Consider the following 16,463-nt stretch of genomic DNA (forward strand, 5'->3'; position numbering starts at 1 on the left):
CCACCATCCTGACATGAGCCTGTCAGGAGCGCCCTGCTAGTTTACCCCTGCCGATCAAGCCGTTCGGTGGATAAATTACGAGCGCCCCATGACATATGCTGAAAATCTCTGGCTGTTCTTTGTTCTGCTGTCGGGCATCATCATCGTGCCCGGCATGGATATGTTTTTCGTTATTGCCAATTCCCTGACCGGGGGCAAACGCGCAGGGTTGTCGGCCACTGCCGGGATCATGCTGGGCGGGGTGTATCACACGCTGCTGGGTGCCATCGGCATCAGCGCCCTTCTGGCCGTTGCACCATGGCTTTTGAATGTCATGCTGTTTGCCGGGGCGGCCTATATGGTCTGGATCGGCATTACGCTGTTGCGCAGCGCCATCACGGTGGAATGCATCCGGGCGGCCAGAACCGCATCGCTTTGGGTCGCGTTTCGCCAGGGCATGATCACCTGCATGCTTAATCCCAAGGCCTATCTGTTCATTTTTGCGGTCTACCCGCAATTCATCCGCCCGCATTACGGGCCGCTTTGGTCGCAGGCGCTGATCATGGGGATCATGACCGCTGCGGTTCAGCTTGCGGTTTATGGCGCGCTTGCCCTTGCGGCCGGGACCAGCCGCAACCTGATTACCGGCAATCCGGTGGCAACGATTTTCATCGGGCGGGTGGCGGGTTTGCTGTTTATCGGAGTTGCCCTTCTGACCGCGTGGCAGGGGATGGTGACAACCGGGATCAACTTTTGATTGACAGGGCGGCGTGGCCTGATCAATACTTAACTTCATGGTTAAGTATCAAGAAACCGAACTGAACGACATCTTTGCCGCCCTTGCCGATCCAACCCGCCGTGCGCTTCTGGCCCGGCTGGAGACGGAAGAAAACCTGTCGGTCAGTGAACTGGCTCGGCCGTTTCACGTTTCGCTGCCGGCGGTGATGAAACATCTGGATGTTCTGTCCGATGCCGGGCTGATTGCGCGGCAGAAGACCGGGCGCACGGTCAATGTGCGCCTGAATGCCCAACCGATGGAGCACGCCATGGAATGGCTGGCCCGCTATCAGCGCTTCTGGTCGCATAAACTCGATCAGCTTGCCGCCTTCCTTGAACAAGAAGACGACGACGCCATCAAAACCGAAAAGCAGCAGGATTAGGGACTGATGCCCGATACAATACCAGACAAGCCGAGCCTAATGATTCGGCGCCGGATTGCCGCCCCACCGGCACAGGTTTACGCCGCATGGACCCAGCCCGAGAAACTCGCCAGATGGTGGGGACCAGAAGGTTGCGAGATGATTGATGCCAGCATCGATGCAAAAATCGGCGGCACCTTTCGCATCCGTTTCAAGGAACCGGGGCCAGATGGTGAAATCCACGATGTCAGCGGCACCTATGATGCGGTTGAAACCGATGCAAAGCTGTCCTTTTCCTGGCAATGGATCACAATGCCCGAACGCAAATCGCATGTGACCCTGACCTTTATGGCCGAGGATCGCGGGGCGGCGACCATATTAACCCTCCATCACACGCAGTTCTTTGACGAGGCTGCGCGTGATGGACATCAGAAAGGCTGGAGCAGTACGCTTGAAAAGCTTGAAGCCTATTGCACCTCGGAATGAATTTGCCCCGATTTCCGTCTTGACCTCAACCATGGTTAAGGTCCCAACATCGCCCCGAATAACGAGCGCAGAATAAATTCCGCGATGCCCCAATCCATTGCGGCCTGCGCCACCATAAGAAATACTGGAAACACAAGACATGAGCGCCCCGAACACCCCCGTCGCGTCACCAACCGACGATACCGCCCAGACCGACAACAAGGCCACCCGCCGCGAATGGATCGGCCTTCTGGTGCTGACCCTGCCGTGCCTTCTGATCGCGATGGATATGACGGTTCTGCATCTTGCCGTACCGGCCCTGACCGCAAGCCTTAACCCGACAAGTGACCAATTGCTGTGGATTGTCGATATCTATGGCTTTTTCATTGCCGGATCGCTGATCACCATGGGGACACTGGGTGACCGGATCGGTCGGCGCAAATTGCTGATGATCGGCGGTGGCTGCTTTGGCGCGGCCTCCGTGCTGGCGGCCTTTTCCGATACGCCCGAAATGCTGATTTTTGCCCGTGGGGTTCTGGGCATTGCCGGGGCGACGCTTATGCCCTCTACCCTGTCGCTGATCCGTTCGATGTTTCACAATGACAAGGAACGGTCCTTTGCCATTGCCGCATGGATGACAACCTTTATGGTCGGCACGGCTGCCGGGCCGCTTCTGGGCGGACTTGTTCTCAGCTATTTCTGGTGGGGCGCTGTTTTCCTGCTCAATGTGCCCGTGATGGGACTTTTGCTGATTGTTGCTCCGATCCTGCTTCCGGAACACAAGGCCAAAAGCTTTGGCCGGCTGGACCTGTTCAGTGCCGCGCTGTCGCTTGGCTCGGTGCTGGCAATCATTTACGGGGTCAAGGTCATTGCTGCCTATGGCTTTGGCAGTGATGCCCTTTCTGCCCTTGTCTTTGGCCTGCTTGGCGCATGGGTTTTCATCCGCCGTCAGCGCAAGCTTGCCGATCCGCTGCTGGATCTTGATCTGCTCAAACAGAAGACCATCGCACTTCCCATCGTCATTCAGACCGCCGTGATCTTTGCCGGGATGGCTTATTTCCTGTTCCTGTCCCAGGCCCTGCAACTGGTCATCGGCCTTACCCCGATCCAGGCAGGGCTTTCGATGTTGCCCGCAACTGTCGCCGGTATTGTCGGCTCGATGGGGGCGCCGGTCCTTATGGGCCGGTTCAAACCGGGACAGGTGATGACCGGTGCCCTGATCCTGACCGCGGCTGGCTTTGGCATGCTGTCATGGCCGGGCAGCGTCGTCAGCCTTTATGTCCTTGTGGCTGGTGCGACGATCTTCTCGCTTGGCATTACGCCGGTTGCGATGATCTCTACGGATATGGTGGTGGCATCGGCCCCGTCTGATCGGGCCGGATCGGCCGCCGCGATGTCGGAAACAAGTGCGGAGCTTGGCGGGGCACTTGGCATTGCCATTCTGGGCAGTGTCGGCACCGCGATCTATCGCGATGTCATGATCGAAGCCGTACCGACCGGGATCGGGAACGAGGCCGCAGACGCCATCCGCAGCACGCTTGGCGGGGCGGTCAATGCATTGCATGATCTGCCTGCGGCAATATCATCGGATATTTTGCCACTGGCGCGCGCGGCCTTTACGGACGGTTTACAGGTTATTTCGATTATCTGCACAATTTTGATGGTTTTATCGGCGATTGGCACCCTGTTCGCGTTGCGCGATGTGCATTGTGACACAAATAACGATGATGGGACCGATGGGGTAAATGGCGATACTCCTTACGACCCGGCCATCAAACAGGCGGCCTGCGCCACCGGAAATGTGGAGTAATCACAATGCGAAGTCCGGAACTCCCCCCAAGACTTGAAAGCAAGCGTTTCATCCTGCGCGATTTCACGCCCTCGGATCGGGCGGCGTTTGTCGCCTATCAGATGGATGAACGGTATCGCGCCCTTTACGGCACTGCGGATAACGACAGCACGCGCGCCAGCAGCAATGCGCTGTTTGACCGGTTCCTTGCATGGCAGGAAGAACAGCCGCGGCGCAATTTTCAGGTCGGGATTTTTGATAAATCGTCCGGTGATCTTCTGGGCTGTGTCGGCCTGCGTGGCAAGGACCTGCCGGTAGATACCGCGATTTTCGGGATCGAGCTGTCGCCGACCCATTGGGGGCGTTACCGCGCCGCCATCGAGGCCAGCACGATGATGATCGCCTTTGGTTTCCGCGAGCTTGATCTTGCGTCGATCATGGGCGTTACGGCCAGCGACAATAAACGCATTGCCCGTCTGGCTGACTGGTTCGGGGCCGAAGTCGTGGCAGAACGCCATGGGTCGGAAAATTCCCCCGAATTTACCACCGAATGGACCACCGCAAAGGTCGACTGGTCGCTTAAACGCAATCTCTGGGACCATGGTACACCCGATGCGTCACGTCGTACCGACAACTTTGCCTATGCCAACTGCAATCACAAAACCGGCACTGCCGCTGAGATGCAAAAACAGGCCTGCGAGGGAATGTAAGTCAGATCCGATTGGACGGACATATTGCCGGTAAAACGGTCTTGCCCCCTGATCGGTGCCTGATGCCTGCCTGAATTGCCCACCCATTTCCCGGACGACACGTATTTGCATTGCCTTTTGATCAGCGCGCCAACCGATCAACAAGGAGAATATGATGAAACGCCCCGAAATCGTCTCTCGTGCGGAATGGCTTGATGCCCGCAAGGCGCATCTTGCAAGGGAAAAGGAACATATGCGTGCCTATGACCGCCTGTGCGAGGAACGCCGTGCCCTGCCATGGGTGCGGGTGGACAAGGATTATGTCTTTGACACGCCCGATGGTCAGAAATCGCTCGCCGATCTGTTTGATGGCCGCAACCAGTTAATCGTCTATCACTTCATGTTTGGCCCCGGCTGGAAAGAGGGCTGTGTCGGTTGTTCGTTTCTGGCCGATCACTTTGACGGTGCCAACCTGCATCTCAAACATCATGACGTGACACTCGCGGTCGTTTCGCGGGCCCCGCTTTCGGAATTTCAGGATTTCAAGAAACGGATGGGCTGGAACTTCCCCTGGTTTTCTTCGGCGGGATCAGATTTCAATTACGATTTCGATGCGTCGTTTCGCCCTGATGACGTCAAGGCCGGCAAGGCGACCTATAACTACGCGCCCTATACCGGCAAGATGGAAGACCTTCACGGCGAAAGCGTCTTTGTCCGCGATCCCGACAGCGGCGAGATTTTCCACACCTATTCCAGTTATGCGCGCGCCGGTGATGCCCTGATCGGGGCACATGCCTTCCTTGACATGACGCCCTTTGGCCGTAACGAGGACGGGGTGATGGACTGGGTCAAGCTGCATGATCAGTACGAGGAATGCCAACCCGTGCATTCCTGCTGTCACTGATCAGGCTGCTCTGACATTTGCCTTATTACGGGTATTGCCTCCCCCTTGTCGATGTTGCGGGGCAATACCCATGAATATCCCTCTGCCGCGGCCAAACGGGCGCAATCCCATACACTCCTGTAAAGACAAGACAATTCGCTTTTTCGCGCTATGATGGGGGAAATAATCGCGGATAAAAATCCGCCCCCGCACGAGCAATGCGAAAAAGAGGATTACATGGAGCTGTTTTTCACAGGTGTCTTCAGCCTGACCATACTGGTCGGGGCGATCATGGGCATCATCGCTTTTTTCCGGATACGCGGTTTCAAACAGAAACTGCAAATGCTGGAACAACAGATCGGGCTTTTGAAAGCCGGTCTGTCGGTGCCACCGGCTCCTTCGGTCACACCTGCTGCGGCCCAACCGGATAAAACGGCAAAAGCCGACGCGGCTGATCCTGCTGATCAGGCCAAACCGGCCAGGACCGGCACACCCGCCCACCCAGCAAAACCGGCGGCGGTCGCGCCAAGACCACAACGCACCGTGCCGCAAGCAGCCCCCAAACGCGCCATCGGCTTTGAAGAAAAGATCGGCACGCGCTGGGCGGTGTGGATTGGCGGCATCGCGCTGGTGTTTGGCGGCATTTTCCTTGTGCATTATTCCATTGAGGCCGGTTTGCTCAGCCCGCTGGTGCGCATTCTGCTTGCGGCCCTGTTTGCCGCGGCCCTGTTTGGCAGTGGCGAATATCTTCGCCGTCAGCCCGCCCTGCTTGCGGCCAAGACCGGCAATAATGCCGGTTATATTCCGGGCATTCTGACCCTTGCGGGGACAACAACGGCCTTTGCCACGGTTTTTTCGGCCCATATGCTTTATGGCATGATCGGCCCGGCGATGGCCTTTGTCCTGATGGCGCTTGTGGCGCTGGGCACGCTCGCACTTTCGCTTTTGCAGGGGCCATTGGTGGCATCGACAGGGCTTCTGGCCAGTTACATCGTGCCGTTTATGGTGCAGTCGGGTGAACCCGCCCCCTGGGTTCTGGCCTTTTACGGTTTGATCATCACGGCGGGCAGCTATGGGATTGCGCGATTGCGTGGCTGGCACTGGTTTGCCATGACAACCGCGATTGCGGGTTTTGTCTGGGGCCATCTTCTGGCCTTTGCCGCCCCGGCCGATATGGGGGCGTCGCTTGCGGTTTATGATATTGCCATTCTGCTGGCCGCGATTGCGACCTATGCCATTGGCATTTACCCCCGCGATCCTGCCCGCATTCCCGAACGCATCGACTGGAAATCGTCGCTTATGGTCGCCGGGAATGGCTGGCTTGTGATTTATCTGCTTCATCACAGCGGGTTTGATGCGACCGGCACCGCGACCCTGATGATCATGCTGGCCCTGCTGCTGGCGACGGCGGCCCTGTTCCCGGTTCTGGGGCCGGTTGCACTTGGTGCGCCAGTATTGGCACTGATTGGCTATCTGGGTTGGGATATCCGTCTTTCCATCGATCCGCTGCTATATGATCAGCCAATCATCACCGATGCGATTGATAAATTTTCCGTCCTGCCCGATACGCAATCCTTCCTTCTGACCGGGCTTGGGCTTGGCCTGATTCTTGGTTTTGGTGGCTTTGCCGGGGCGGTATTTTCCACCGCCCGCCTGTTTATGGCGGTTGCCGGGGTGTCGGGCCCGATCGGGCTGTTCCTGATTGCGCTCTGGCGTAGTGATATTCTTGATGTCGATATGTTCTTTGGCGGTTTTGCCCTTGCGCTGGCGGCAGGGTTCCTTGGTGCCTTAAGCATCATCGACCGCAGAATGCCCGCCACCGCACATGGCCGGGATGGGGCGCTTGCCACCTATACGGTGGGCACCATCGGCATGATAGCCACCGCGATGCTCATCCTGCTGGGGGATGGCTGGCTGCCGCTGGGGCTTGCCACCCTTGCGGTTGCGACCGTTTGGGTTGGCGGGCGCTGGCCCCTGCCGGGGCTTGCCAAGACGGCGATTGGCATTGCCGGTCTGGTTCTTGTGACGATCTTCTGGCAGCCGACCATTGTTCCCGCTGATCAGCTTGGCACCACACCGGTTTTCAATGCATTGCTGTGGGGCTATGGCGGTCCGGCGATGGCATTCTGGGCCTGCGTCTGGATGCTTCGCCAATCGGGTGATGTGCGCCATCGTCTTGTTTTCGAAGGACTTGCGATTTTCACAAGCCTTGCGACCGGTGCCGTGATCCTGCATCACGCCACCAATCAGGGTATTTTCCATACCGTGCCCGATACCCTGATGGAATGGAGCCTTCAATCCCTTCTGGCGCTTTCGGCGGCAATCGGTTTGCAGCGGCTTGACCGGTCGCTGGCAAGCCCGGTGATGTCCCGGTGCATTCTGGGGCTTGGTTTTGCCGGATTCTTCATACTCGGTATGCTGAACCTGCTGTTGCTCAACCCGTTGATGAGTGGCGAGTTTGTCGGCAATGGCCTGTTCTTTAACCTGCTGCTTTCGGCCTATCTGCTGCCTGCGATCCTGACCGGCCTTCTGGCGACCCGGCTTTCGGGGGGCAAACCGGAAAGCTATCGCCGGACGGCGGGGGTTCTGTCGATCCTGCTGGCCTTTTGCTGGATCACCTTTGAAATCCGCCATTTCTTCCACGGCGGTTATATCGGCATGTATCAGCCCTGGACATCGCCGGAACTTTACAGCTATTCCGCGGCGTGGCTGGGCTTTGGGATTGCGCTTTTGGCCTATGGGTTGTGGCGTGGATCGCTGCATGTCCGCATGGCATCGGCGGCCTTTGTCTTTATGGCGGTTGCCAAGGCGTTCCTGTTTGATATGTCGGGCCTTGAAGGCATCTGGCGGGCGCTGTCCTTTATCGGGCTTGGCGTCGTTCTGATCTGTATCGGGCTGTTCTATCAGCGCCTTTTGGCACGCCAAAACGGCCCCAGCCCCGAAAACGATCATGAGAACGGGGAAATCGCCGAAAATGCGCCGCCAGAGCCACCAAAAGGAAATCAGGACTAAACCGGTTTTTATGTCTGAGAGGATCAGAAACCGGGTGTCGTACACGACCAGCGATATGGTTGAACCGCGTTAAATCATGCATATGCCTGCACATAACAAAAGCGCCCGCGCTCTGATCCGAGCGCGGGCGCAAGTTTTTATGGATAATCGCGGGGATTATTCAGAAATTTTGAAAACCGGCAGGACCGAGCCTTCATATTTGGTTTCGATGAATTCACGGATTGCATCATCGTGATAGGATTCAACCAGCGTTTTGACCCACGGCGCGTCTTTGTCCTGGGTGCGGGTGACAATCACGTTGGCGTACGGGCTGTCATTGCCTTCAATCGCGATTGAATCCTTGATCGGGTTCAGACCGGCTTCAAGCGCGTAGTTGGTGTTGATTGCCGAGGCATCGAGATCAGCCAGCGAACGCGGAAGCTGTGCGGCATCAAGTTCGACGAATTTGATGTTTTTCGGGTTTTCGATGACATCAAGCGGGCTGACGACAAGGCCAACCGCCGGATCAACCTTGATCAGGCCTTCGGACTGAAGGACCAGAAGCGCACGACCGCCATTGGTCGGATCGTTCGGAATGCCGACTTCGGCACCGTCTTTAAGCTCGCTAAGATCCTTGATCTTGTCGGAATAGATACCCATCGGGGTCAGGATGTTATAGCCGACCACCGAAAGATCATAACCGCGATCCTTGATCTGGTTATCAAGATAGGGCTTGTGCTGGAAGCTGTTGGCCTGAAGGTCGCCATCATCAAGCGCCTGGTTGGGAATGACATAGTCCGAGAAGCTGACGATTTCGATATCAAGGCCCTTGGTCGCCGCCACTTTGACGACTTCTTCCATGACTTCTTCGTGCGCACCGGGGGTAACGCCGATCTTGATTTTCTCGTTCGCCAGTGCCTGCCCGGTCAGGGCGGCGGTCAGAACGGCAGCAGCCGTCAGTTTAAGCAGAAACCGCATGGTAAAACTCCTTGTTTACTGTGGTGTTTTGCGGGAATTCAAAGAAGATAAAGAAACGAAAACGGATTCAGATATTGCGCTTGTCCGCCTTGCGCGCCATCCAGTCGCCAAAGCTTTGCACCATCTGCACCACCACAATCAGGGTGATGACAACCGCCGCCATCACATCGGGGCGGAAACGCTGATAACCATAGCGAATGCCAAGATCGCCAAGGCCACCGGCACCCACCGCGCCAACCATCGCCGAATACCCGATCAGGGTGACCGCGGTTAAGGTCAGGCCGTGAATGATGCCCGGTAATGCTTCGGGCAGCAGCACCTTGGTCACCACCTGGAACGGGCGGGCGCCCATCGCCTGGGCGGCTTCGACAAGGCCGCCATCGACTTCGCGGATCGCACCTTCGATGATGCGGGCAATGAACGGAATGGCCGCAACGGTCAGTGGCACGATCGCAGCCGACGTACCAATCGATGTACCGACAATCAGGCGGGTAAACGGAATGATCGCGACGGCCAGAATGATGAAGGGCACGGACCGGGTGGCATTGACAATCGGCCCGATGGATTTCTGAAACAGCGGGGCTTCGAACAGTTCACCCCGGCCAGACGTCGCCAGCAAAACGCCAAGCGGCAGACCGAATGCGGTGCCAAGTGCAAGGGCGGATATCACCATCGCAAAGGTTTCAAGCGTTGCCTGAAGCAGGATCGGTGCAAGTGTTGCAAACATGATTAAGCCTCCTGCCCGGTGGTTGTATCGACAGTCGCGTTCGGCCGCGCCGGGTAATCAAGGAATTCATCGGCCAGAAGCGATTGCGTCGTGGCGTGGGTCGGATTGGCGAAAATCGCGTCAACCTTGCCTTCCTCGACAATCACGCCGCCATCCATGACCGCCACGCGGTCGCAAAGCTGTTTGACCACCGCCATTTCATGGGTGATCACCACCATGGTCAGGCCAAGGCGTTTATTGATGTCACGCAGGAGGCTGAGGATCTGGCGGGTGGTTTCCGGGTCAAGGGCCGATGTGACCTCGTCACACAGAACGACCTTGGGGTTGCTTGACAGCGCACGCGCAATGCCAACGCGCTGTTTCTGACCACCGGAAAGTTCGGCGGGATAACGATCACGTTTGTCTTCAAGCCCGACCAGCGGCAGCAACGGATCAACCGCCGCAGCAATGTCGGCCTTGCTGGCCCCGGCCAGTTCAAGCGGCAGGGCGATATTGTCGTAAACCGTGCGTGACGACAGCAGATTGAAATGCTGGAACACCATGCCAAGTTGACGGCGAAACAGCGGCAGATCGCGTTTTGCCAGTTGCGTGACATCGGTGCCATCGACAATGACGCTGCCCGATGTCGGGACTTCAAGCAGGTTGATGCAACGAATAAGCGTGGATTTTCCCGCACCGGACCGACCGATCACCCCCACGATTTCACCGGCCGCGATATCAAGATCGATGCCGTGCAGCGCGGTATGCGCCGGGCTTCCGCGCCGTGCGGGGTAGGTCTTCTGGACGTTCGAGAGCCTGATCATGGATCCCAACCTTTTCCGAACATAAAAAAAACCGCCGCGGCGAAACCGAGGCGGTCGTACATGTCGGAGCGTGCACGCCCTCTCGCTTTAGCCGCATTTTTAGCGCGCCCGCAAGCTGAGGAGCAAATCGGCGCGTTCGATATGACATGTATAGCGAACCGGACGTCATTCATCAATCCCCATCAACATGCAATTTACGCATGGCTTGCATGAGACGGGCACGATCAACACGAAATATTTGTATTAAACCCACCCATCACAAACCCCGCCTGGCGGCGTCATAGGACGTCTTCACCAAAGCGGGACCGGACAAATGGCCTATGCCGACAGGATCAGCGACCTTGCCCGAACACTGGCGCAATACCCGACCAGTGTGACCATTACCGGCACCAGGATCGACATTCGCACCGCCAAGCAGCTTGAAAGCCTGAATGCGCAGATCAGCAATGATCAGAACCTTGCGCGCGATGGCGATGCCCTGATTGCAGCAGGCAGCGGCAAGGACGCCAAGGCATTGTCGCAACGCATTGCCGATGCCGGCCCACAGGTCGGCAATCTTCTGGCGGCGTTTGGCGCACAGGATGCCGAACGGCTCAAGACGCTGAGCATCATGAGCAAACAGAAATTCGATGCGAGTGCTGCCAGCCGCCTTCAGGCCGAGAAACGCTTTGCCGACGAGGTGGCGAAACTGATGGCGGCAGAGGCCAGCAGCGTTGCCGCCCTGCCAGCTTCGCCCTGTGGCCCCAAACCGCAACCCACGCCGACACCGTCACCGACGCCAACACCATCCCCCACCCCGTCACAGGTGCCGTCGCTTGACGATGTCATCGCATCGCTTCCCGGTTATTTGCAGATCACCATTCCCGATGCGGTTGCCCGATATGACGCCGACAGCCTGGCGATTGCCAGCAAAGCCGCCGGGGATGCCGCGATCAGGCTTGGCGTCAAAACGCCGGACGGGATTACCGATTACGCCACCATACAATTCGCAGGTGGCCCGGACATCACCAGCCAGCCGTGGGCGAGTGCAATCCTGAAGGATGTCGGCCTTGGCACCATCGATGACCGGATTGCCATTCTGAACAACGCGCTTCAGGCACGGCTTCTGATGGCCGATGCGATGAATGACAGCCCATCACCCGCCCCTACCAGCCGCTGAGGACGTCATGGCAAATTACACCGTCCAGCTTACTGCCCCCGCCGGAGTTTATCCGTTCAACTCGGTACGCATCTCGCTCACCAGCGATGCCCATCCGCAAAAGACACAGGATCTGGTTGTGACACCAAATGTCACGGTTTCGCATGTTTTTGATATTGCGGATGGTACGTGGCGGCTGAAGGTTAGCGGCGCCGGGTTCGTCCCGGTGGACGAGCCGGGTATTGTCGTGAATGGTGATGCCACCAATGCCAAAAATCTTGATGTTGTCTGGTATACGCTTCATACGGATCGCAATCGTGACGGCAATCTGGACGATGCCGGTATCCTTAATCAGGTGACACCACCCGCCATCACATATGGCGTAGGGGGTGTTGGTGCGATCATTCCGGTTAACTGCAACCGCGATGGCAATAACACCGCTGTCGGCTATGCCGACAATCAGGATCAGCGGGTAAACGGTAACAATGACCTGGTGACCGGCACCTCCCGCCTTGAAATCCGGCGAAATGCACTTGGCCCGAATGCAGGTGCCCCTGTTGTACCGGGCGGTTGGGGTTTGGAACTGCGCGTTATCGGGACTGGGGGTGAAAACCCGGCCCGGCAACATTTGCGGATATTCAACGGTATTCTGAATAACAGCACCGAAATCATTGGTCCCGAAACGACGGACATCGCAGCAATTACAACCGGCAATGTCGGCGCTTCCAAACTCTTTGCCCTTGAAGCCGTCCGGTTTGCCGGCACCGGGTTTACCTCTGGTCAAGTCCGCATCGTTTTGCATGTGATCCAGCCCGAGGTCACAGGAGCAGGCAATCCAAGCTATCTTTATGCAGACCGGGTTGTCGCAGCACGGTGGGTCGGCAATCACCATTTGCAAACAGTTGCCCGCATGTATGCCGCCAACGCAAACAATGCACAGTTTCGCATTGATCTTGGCGCGGCAGCCGGTGCAGACAATCCGGTTATCCCGGTCACGGTAGGCGATCCCGCCGCAGCAACCCCAACAGGTGTTCCTTATCTGAACGGCAATGCATGGGCAAACTATCGCGGGGGCACCGTTCCCGCCGGGGATGACCGCTGGATGCGCGACACCATTGTATCGGGTCACTGTTCATGGCCCGGTAACGGAACAGGTGTTGAAAACAAGGATGTTTTCATGAAGGCCCACCGCTGGCGGCCCCTGCAAAACTGGGTGTATGAGACATTGCTGAATGCAAATGTCGGCATTTCCTATCCGGCAGCGGGAAGCGCAGATGCCATTGCCTCGGCCAATTCGGGTGGAAATATTGCCGTAACCCCACCGGTTCAGAAAACGGCGAATGGCATCGTCACACCATATCGATACGGCCGGATTTATTACGGCCATAACCGGTATCACAGGGTCGATGCCAGCAGCCGCGACTTCATGGCCGCCCAGAACATGCAAACACCGATCATTCTGGATACGGACTGGCTACTGGTTGGTCATGTCGATGAAATGATGACCTTTGTACCTGACAACAATCCGGCCAGTGCCTTCAAAAAATGGAAGCTTCTGGTGGCAAGCCCGGCAGAGGCATACCGCCTGATGACGGCCGCCCAAGGTGCACATGGTGCCGCAAATGTGCTTAATCGTGCGGCATGGGATGGTGTTCATAATCGTTTTGATTATACCAGCCTGCAAATCAACGGGACCAATGTTGGCGCGACCATCAATGCCTTTCTGGGCAACGGCCCGGCACCCTTGACCAATCCACGCGATCACAGCAATTACACATACAAGCAACTGCGCGACTGGAACATTGGCGGGGTTGAAACAGTTATCGCCAGAAATGTCGCGGTTCTGAAAAATGCATTCGATCTGGTAGATACCGATATCATCAAGGTTCCGGTCATCTTCTTCCCGGAAGGCTATAATCCCGGTGATTTCACCTTTGCCGACAAGGTTTCAGGCTGGACAATCGGGCGGGATAACGGCTTTAACGTCTATCCGGGCAAACAGGGCGGCTTCCAGTGTGGTGCCTTGACCGGTGACATGCCCAATATGTTTGTTGGTAATGACCGCCTGATGATTCCCAAGCCTTTCGGCCCGTGGATCGAGGACAATACAAATCCCAATCACGGATATGATCTTTTTGAACGTGATTTGACCCAGAAAATCGCTGCCATTGTCAATGGCCCCACCTGCGACTTCATTGATGACTGGGATGACTATCACGTTGCACTTGGCGAAATTCACTGTGGCACCAACGAATTGCGCACGCCCTATGACGGTCAGGCGGCGTTTGGCAATGTGCGCTATGCCAACTGGTGGACAGCGGTTGATGCGTGATATCGTGACATATGAAACGGGAGCTTTCCGATGACGGCACAAAGCGACTATCAACAGGCCCTGAAAGATATCGCCGCCCTTGCAACGCAGGAAGCAACCCGCGTGACAGGCCGCCCGGCCCCACAGGCGATTGACCAGATTTTCCGGCAATATGGCGGCACCATCGCCACGCCGATGATCGATGACCTTAAAGCCGGTTCGTGGAAAAAGTGGGAAAGCTGGCAGTTGGGCGGAGCGATTGCCTATCTGTCGAGCTACGGCACATCGGCCGCCGTCGCCCCGTTGCGCGACATCGAACAGAATTACCCGGTGACGGATATTCAGATTCAGGCAAAGGCATTGGCCGATCTTCTGGCGACGCTTGACGTTGCCGTGTCCGAGGCCAAACAAATCCCGCAGGTTCAGGACGCGATCAAAAGTGGTGATGCCGATCAGATGGCACGCGCAATGTTGCTGGGTCTGGCACAAATTGACCCGGACTGGCCAGTGCGGGCATCTGAAATCCAGACAAAGCTGTTTGCCCTGTCGGCGGACAGTTTCCCGGCAATCAATGAAATGGCCGCCGGAAAACTAAGCCAGAATGACGTCACCAAGGCGCTGGTGGAAATCCTGTTTGAGGATGTCATGAGCACTGGTGGTAGCGGCAAAACCGGCACGCCTTGAGCCCGTATCAAATCAGACCGGTTGCCGGGTAAACAGCAATTTGACGAAACTGCGTAGCAACATGATCTGATTGGCAAGCATATGCGGGCGACCAAGCGCCTTTGACATAACGATGCCACCTTCCACCACGGTTGAAACCATGTCGGCAAGTTCATCAAGGTCGACCGGCTCGTTGGGCGGATAAACATCAACGATCCGATCCAGAATGGCGCGGAACCGTGTGCGCCAGCCCAGCACCGCCTGCCGGTTCAAAAGCCGGACTTCATTGTCAAACAGCCGTTCCTGATAACAGTAAACCGCGATCAGGCATCCCGGGTGACCCTGCGGCAGATCTTCGACCAGTTCGGCAAGGATTTTAAGCCCGATCAGGAATTGTTGCAGCGGATCATCAACCAGTTCCTGCCCGCGCAAAAACACCTGATCGAGAATCTTTTCATCCTGTTCGATATGACGCAGCAAAAGGGCGCGCGCCAGTTCGTTCTTATCCTTGAAGTGATAGAAAAATCCGCTTTTGGTGATGCCAGCCTCGCAGATGAGCTCCTCGATAGAGGTTGCGCCAAATCCCTTGTTCAGCACAGAGTTTTCGGCAATTTCGAGGATACGGTCGCGGGTGCGCTCACCCTTGCCCTTGGCCTGCTCTGATGCCGCATCGGCGGCCTGATCAATCGTCTGGTTCATCACTTTACCCTACCGGCGGTACAGTTTTCCGTCGCACAGCATAACCCCGAATGCGCCAGAAAGCCGACCAGTTCCGATATTCCATTGTTTTAAAAAGGTTTTCAGTAATTTCAAAAACTGCACCGCATGCTTACTAGAAGCAAAACCCAACCGGGGCGAGACTTCGGCCCCTGCTCTTTCGCTGGTTTGAATAGCGTCCGGGTAGAATTTTTGAAACCCCAAAATGTGAAATTTGAAGTCATGACCGCACACCATTCCCATCTGCCCCCTTTCGCGCCAACCAAATTCATTACCGACGGCGGGCTTGAAACCACCCTGATTTTCCATGACGGGATTGATATCCCCTATTTCGCATCTTTTGATCTTTTGCAGACACAGGACGGCTACAATCGCGTTGCCAACTATTACGCGCGCTACCTTGAAATCGCGCGCAACGCCAAGGTCGGTTTTGTACTGGAAAGCCCGACATGGCGCGCCAATGGCGACTGGGGCCTGCGCATGGGTTACAGTGCGGTCGAACTTGCCGACATGAACCACAAGTCGGTCCGGATGATGGCCGATCTGCGCGACCGGTATCAGACCGCCGAAACCCCGTGCCTGATCAGTGGCTGCATCGGACCACGCGGCGATGGGTATAGCCCGACCGACCGCATGACCACCCAGCAGGCACGCGACTATCACGCGGTTCAGGTGCGCACCTTTGCCGGTACGCCGATCGATATGGTATCGGCGATCACGATGAATTACCCTGAAGAAGCGATTGGCATCGCCTTGGCCTGCAAGGATGCCGATTTGCCCTGCGTGATTTCCATTACCGTTGAAACCGATGGCCAGTTGCCAAGCGGTGACGGCATTGGCGACGTGATTGAAATGGTTGATGCGCAAACCGGTGCCTATCCGGTTTATTACATGATCAATTGCGCCCACCCTGACCATTTCCGCGACAAGCTTGACGGCAACAACGCCTGGAAGAACCGCATTTGTGGTGTTCGGGCCAATGCATCGCGCCAAAGCCATGCGGAACTTGATGCCTGCGAACATCTTGACGACGGCAACCCGGACGAACTGGGGCGGCTTTATTGCGATCTGGCCGAATTGCTGCCGAACCTTGCGGTGATTGGCGGCTGTTGCGGGACCGATCATCGCCATGTCCATGCCATGGCCAAACATGCCCTGCCACGTCTTGTGGCGGCGGGATGATCGCAAAGA

The 16,463-nt window shown here is 56.8% G+C and carries 14 protein-coding genes and 1 pseudogene; 11 read left to right on the plus strand and 4 right to left on the minus strand.

What is annotated here, in order from left to right:
* Positions 1 to 88 precede the first annotated feature (88 nt).
* From SMB34_RS06915 to SMB34_RS06945, 7 genes are all read left to right on the plus strand, one after another.
* On the plus strand, positions 89 to 736 hold the full coding sequence (locus SMB34_RS06915) for a LysE family translocator (protein ID WP_037988790.1): 648 nt from the start codon (positions 89 to 91) through the stop codon (positions 734 to 736).
* A gap of 37 nt (positions 737 to 773) precedes the next feature.
* Positions 774 to 1,139, plus strand: a complete 366-nt coding sequence (locus SMB34_RS06920; protein WP_037988792.1) for an ArsR/SmtB family transcription factor — start codon at positions 774 to 776, stop codon at positions 1,137 to 1,139.
* A gap of 39 nt (positions 1,140 to 1,178) precedes the next feature.
* Positions 1,179 to 1,604: an SRPBCC family protein gene (locus SMB34_RS06925; RefSeq protein WP_240478769.1), complete on the plus strand. Its 426-nt coding sequence runs from the start codon at positions 1,179 to 1,181 to the stop codon at positions 1,602 to 1,604.
* A gap of 139 nt (positions 1,605 to 1,743) precedes the next feature.
* Positions 1,744 to 3,393 (plus strand): MFS transporter, encoded by a 1,650-nt coding sequence (locus SMB34_RS06930; RefSeq protein WP_037988796.1) that lies wholly within the window; start codon positions 1,744 to 1,746, stop codon positions 3,391 to 3,393.
* A gap of 5 nt (positions 3,394 to 3,398) precedes the next feature.
* Entirely contained in the window at positions 3,399 to 4,082 is a 684-nt protein-coding gene (locus SMB34_RS06935) for a GNAT family N-acetyltransferase (protein WP_037988798.1), read from the plus strand.
* 154 nt (positions 4,083 to 4,236) lie between these two features.
* Positions 4,237 to 4,965: a DUF899 domain-containing protein gene (locus SMB34_RS06940; protein ID WP_037988866.1), complete on the plus strand. Its 729-nt coding sequence runs from the start codon at positions 4,237 to 4,239 to the stop codon at positions 4,963 to 4,965.
* Between the two features lie 216 nt (positions 4,966 to 5,181).
* On the plus strand, positions 5,182 to 7,956 hold the full coding sequence (locus tag SMB34_RS06945) for a DUF2339 domain-containing protein (RefSeq protein ID WP_167332742.1): 2,775 nt from the start codon (positions 5,182 to 5,184) through the stop codon (positions 7,954 to 7,956).
* Positions 7,957 to 8,112: 156 nt separating this feature from the next.
* On the opposite strand, the gene SMB34_RS06950 is transcribed toward SMB34_RS06945, so the two are convergent.
* The 3 genes and pseudogenes from SMB34_RS06950 to SMB34_RS06960 all read right to left on the minus strand — a co-directional run.
* On the minus strand, positions 8,113 to 8,913 hold the full coding sequence (locus tag SMB34_RS06950) for a MetQ/NlpA family ABC transporter substrate-binding protein (RefSeq protein WP_007091435.1): 801 nt from the start codon (positions 8,911 to 8,913) through the stop codon (positions 8,113 to 8,115).
* Between the two features lie 67 nt (positions 8,914 to 8,980).
* On the minus strand, positions 8,981 to 9,640 hold the full coding sequence (locus SMB34_RS06955) for a methionine ABC transporter permease (RefSeq protein ID WP_037988803.1): 660 nt from the start codon (positions 9,638 to 9,640) through the stop codon (positions 8,981 to 8,983).
* A gap of 74 nt (positions 9,641 to 9,714) precedes the next feature.
* A pseudogene (locus SMB34_RS06960) lies at positions 9,715 to 10,443 on the minus strand (methionine ABC transporter ATP-binding protein); the annotation flags it as partial.
* Positions 10,444 to 10,756: 313 nt separating this feature from the next.
* Between SMB34_RS06960 and SMB34_RS06965 the strand changes: the two are divergent.
* The 3 genes from SMB34_RS06965 to SMB34_RS06975 are packed head-to-tail and all read left to right on the plus strand — an operon-like array spanning position 10,757 to position 14,576.
* Positions 10,757 to 11,602 (plus strand): hypothetical protein, encoded by an 846-nt coding sequence (locus tag SMB34_RS06965; protein WP_037988806.1) that lies wholly within the window; start codon positions 10,757 to 10,759, stop codon positions 11,600 to 11,602.
* Between the two features lie 7 nt (positions 11,603 to 11,609).
* Positions 11,610 to 13,913: a protein-arginine deiminase family protein gene (locus SMB34_RS06970; protein ID WP_037988808.1), complete on the plus strand. Its 2,304-nt coding sequence runs from the start codon at positions 11,610 to 11,612 to the stop codon at positions 13,911 to 13,913.
* A gap of 30 nt (positions 13,914 to 13,943) precedes the next feature.
* The gene (locus SMB34_RS06975; RefSeq protein WP_037988810.1) at positions 13,944 to 14,576 is read left to right on the plus strand and encodes a hypothetical protein; all 633 of its coding nucleotides are present in this window, start codon (positions 13,944 to 13,946) and stop codon (positions 14,574 to 14,576) included.
* Positions 14,577 to 14,588: 12 nt separating this feature from the next.
* On the opposite strand, the gene SMB34_RS06980 is transcribed toward SMB34_RS06975, so the two are convergent.
* Positions 14,589 to 15,254, minus strand: coding sequence for a TetR/AcrR family transcriptional regulator (locus SMB34_RS06980; protein ID WP_051682163.1), 666 nt, complete (start codon positions 15,252 to 15,254; stop codon positions 14,589 to 14,591).
* A gap of 240 nt (positions 15,255 to 15,494) precedes the next feature.
* Between SMB34_RS06980 and SMB34_RS06990 the strand changes: the two genes are divergently transcribed.
* Positions 15,495 to 16,454, plus strand: coding sequence for a homocysteine S-methyltransferase family protein (locus tag SMB34_RS06990; RefSeq protein ID WP_037988814.1), 960 nt, complete (start codon positions 15,495 to 15,497; stop codon positions 16,452 to 16,454).
* The last annotated feature ends 9 nt before the right edge of the window (positions 16,455 to 16,463 follow it).

Source organism: Thalassospira permensis NBRC 106175 (assembly GCF_000714555.1).
Classification (GTDB): domain Bacteria; phylum Pseudomonadota; class Alphaproteobacteria; order Rhodospirillales; family Thalassospiraceae; genus Thalassospira; species Thalassospira xiamenensis.

What these genes read in the sequence shown, in the direction of transcription:
- SMB34_RS06920 (WP_037988792.1), top strand. Translation starts at nt 774, where the DNA reads ATGGTTAAGTATCAAGAAACCGAACTGAACGACATCTTTGCCGCCCTT.
- SMB34_RS06975 (WP_037988810.1), top strand. Translation starts at nt 13,944, where the DNA reads ATGACGGCACAAAGCGACTATCAACAGGCCCTGAAAGATATCGCCGCC.
- SMB34_RS06940 (WP_037988866.1), top strand. Translation starts at nt 4,237, where the DNA reads ATGAAACGCCCCGAAATCGTCTCTCGTGCGGAATGGCTTGATGCCCGC.
- SMB34_RS06915 (WP_037988790.1), top strand. Translation starts at nt 89, where the DNA reads ATGACATATGCTGAAAATCTCTGGCTGTTCTTTGTTCTGCTGTCGGGC.
- SMB34_RS06990 (WP_037988814.1), top strand. Translation starts at nt 15,495, where the DNA reads ATGACCGCACACCATTCCCATCTGCCCCCTTTCGCGCCAACCAAATTC.
- SMB34_RS06980 (WP_051682163.1), bottom strand. Translation starts at nt 15,254, where the DNA reads ATGAACCAGACGATTGATCAGGCCGCCGATGCGGCATCAGAGCAGGCC.
- SMB34_RS06925 (WP_240478769.1), top strand. Translation starts at nt 1,179, where the DNA reads ATGATTCGGCGCCGGATTGCCGCCCCACCGGCACAGGTTTACGCCGCA.
- SMB34_RS06970 (WP_037988808.1), top strand. Translation starts at nt 11,610, where the DNA reads ATGGCAAATTACACCGTCCAGCTTACTGCCCCCGCCGGAGTTTATCCG.
- SMB34_RS06965 (WP_037988806.1), top strand. Translation starts at nt 10,757, where the DNA reads ATGGCCTATGCCGACAGGATCAGCGACCTTGCCCGAACACTGGCGCAA.
- SMB34_RS06945 (WP_167332742.1), top strand. Translation starts at nt 5,182, where the DNA reads ATGGAGCTGTTTTTCACAGGTGTCTTCAGCCTGACCATACTGGTCGGG.
- SMB34_RS06930 (WP_037988796.1), top strand. Translation starts at nt 1,744, where the DNA reads ATGAGCGCCCCGAACACCCCCGTCGCGTCACCAACCGACGATACCGCC.
- SMB34_RS06955 (WP_037988803.1), bottom strand. Translation starts at nt 9,640, where the DNA reads ATGTTTGCAACACTTGCACCGATCCTGCTTCAGGCAACGCTTGAAACC.
- SMB34_RS06935 (WP_037988798.1), top strand. Translation starts at nt 3,399, where the DNA reads ATGCGAAGTCCGGAACTCCCCCCAAGACTTGAAAGCAAGCGTTTCATC.
- SMB34_RS06950 (WP_007091435.1), bottom strand. Translation starts at nt 8,913, where the DNA reads ATGCGGTTTCTGCTTAAACTGACGGCTGCTGCCGTTCTGACCGCCGCC.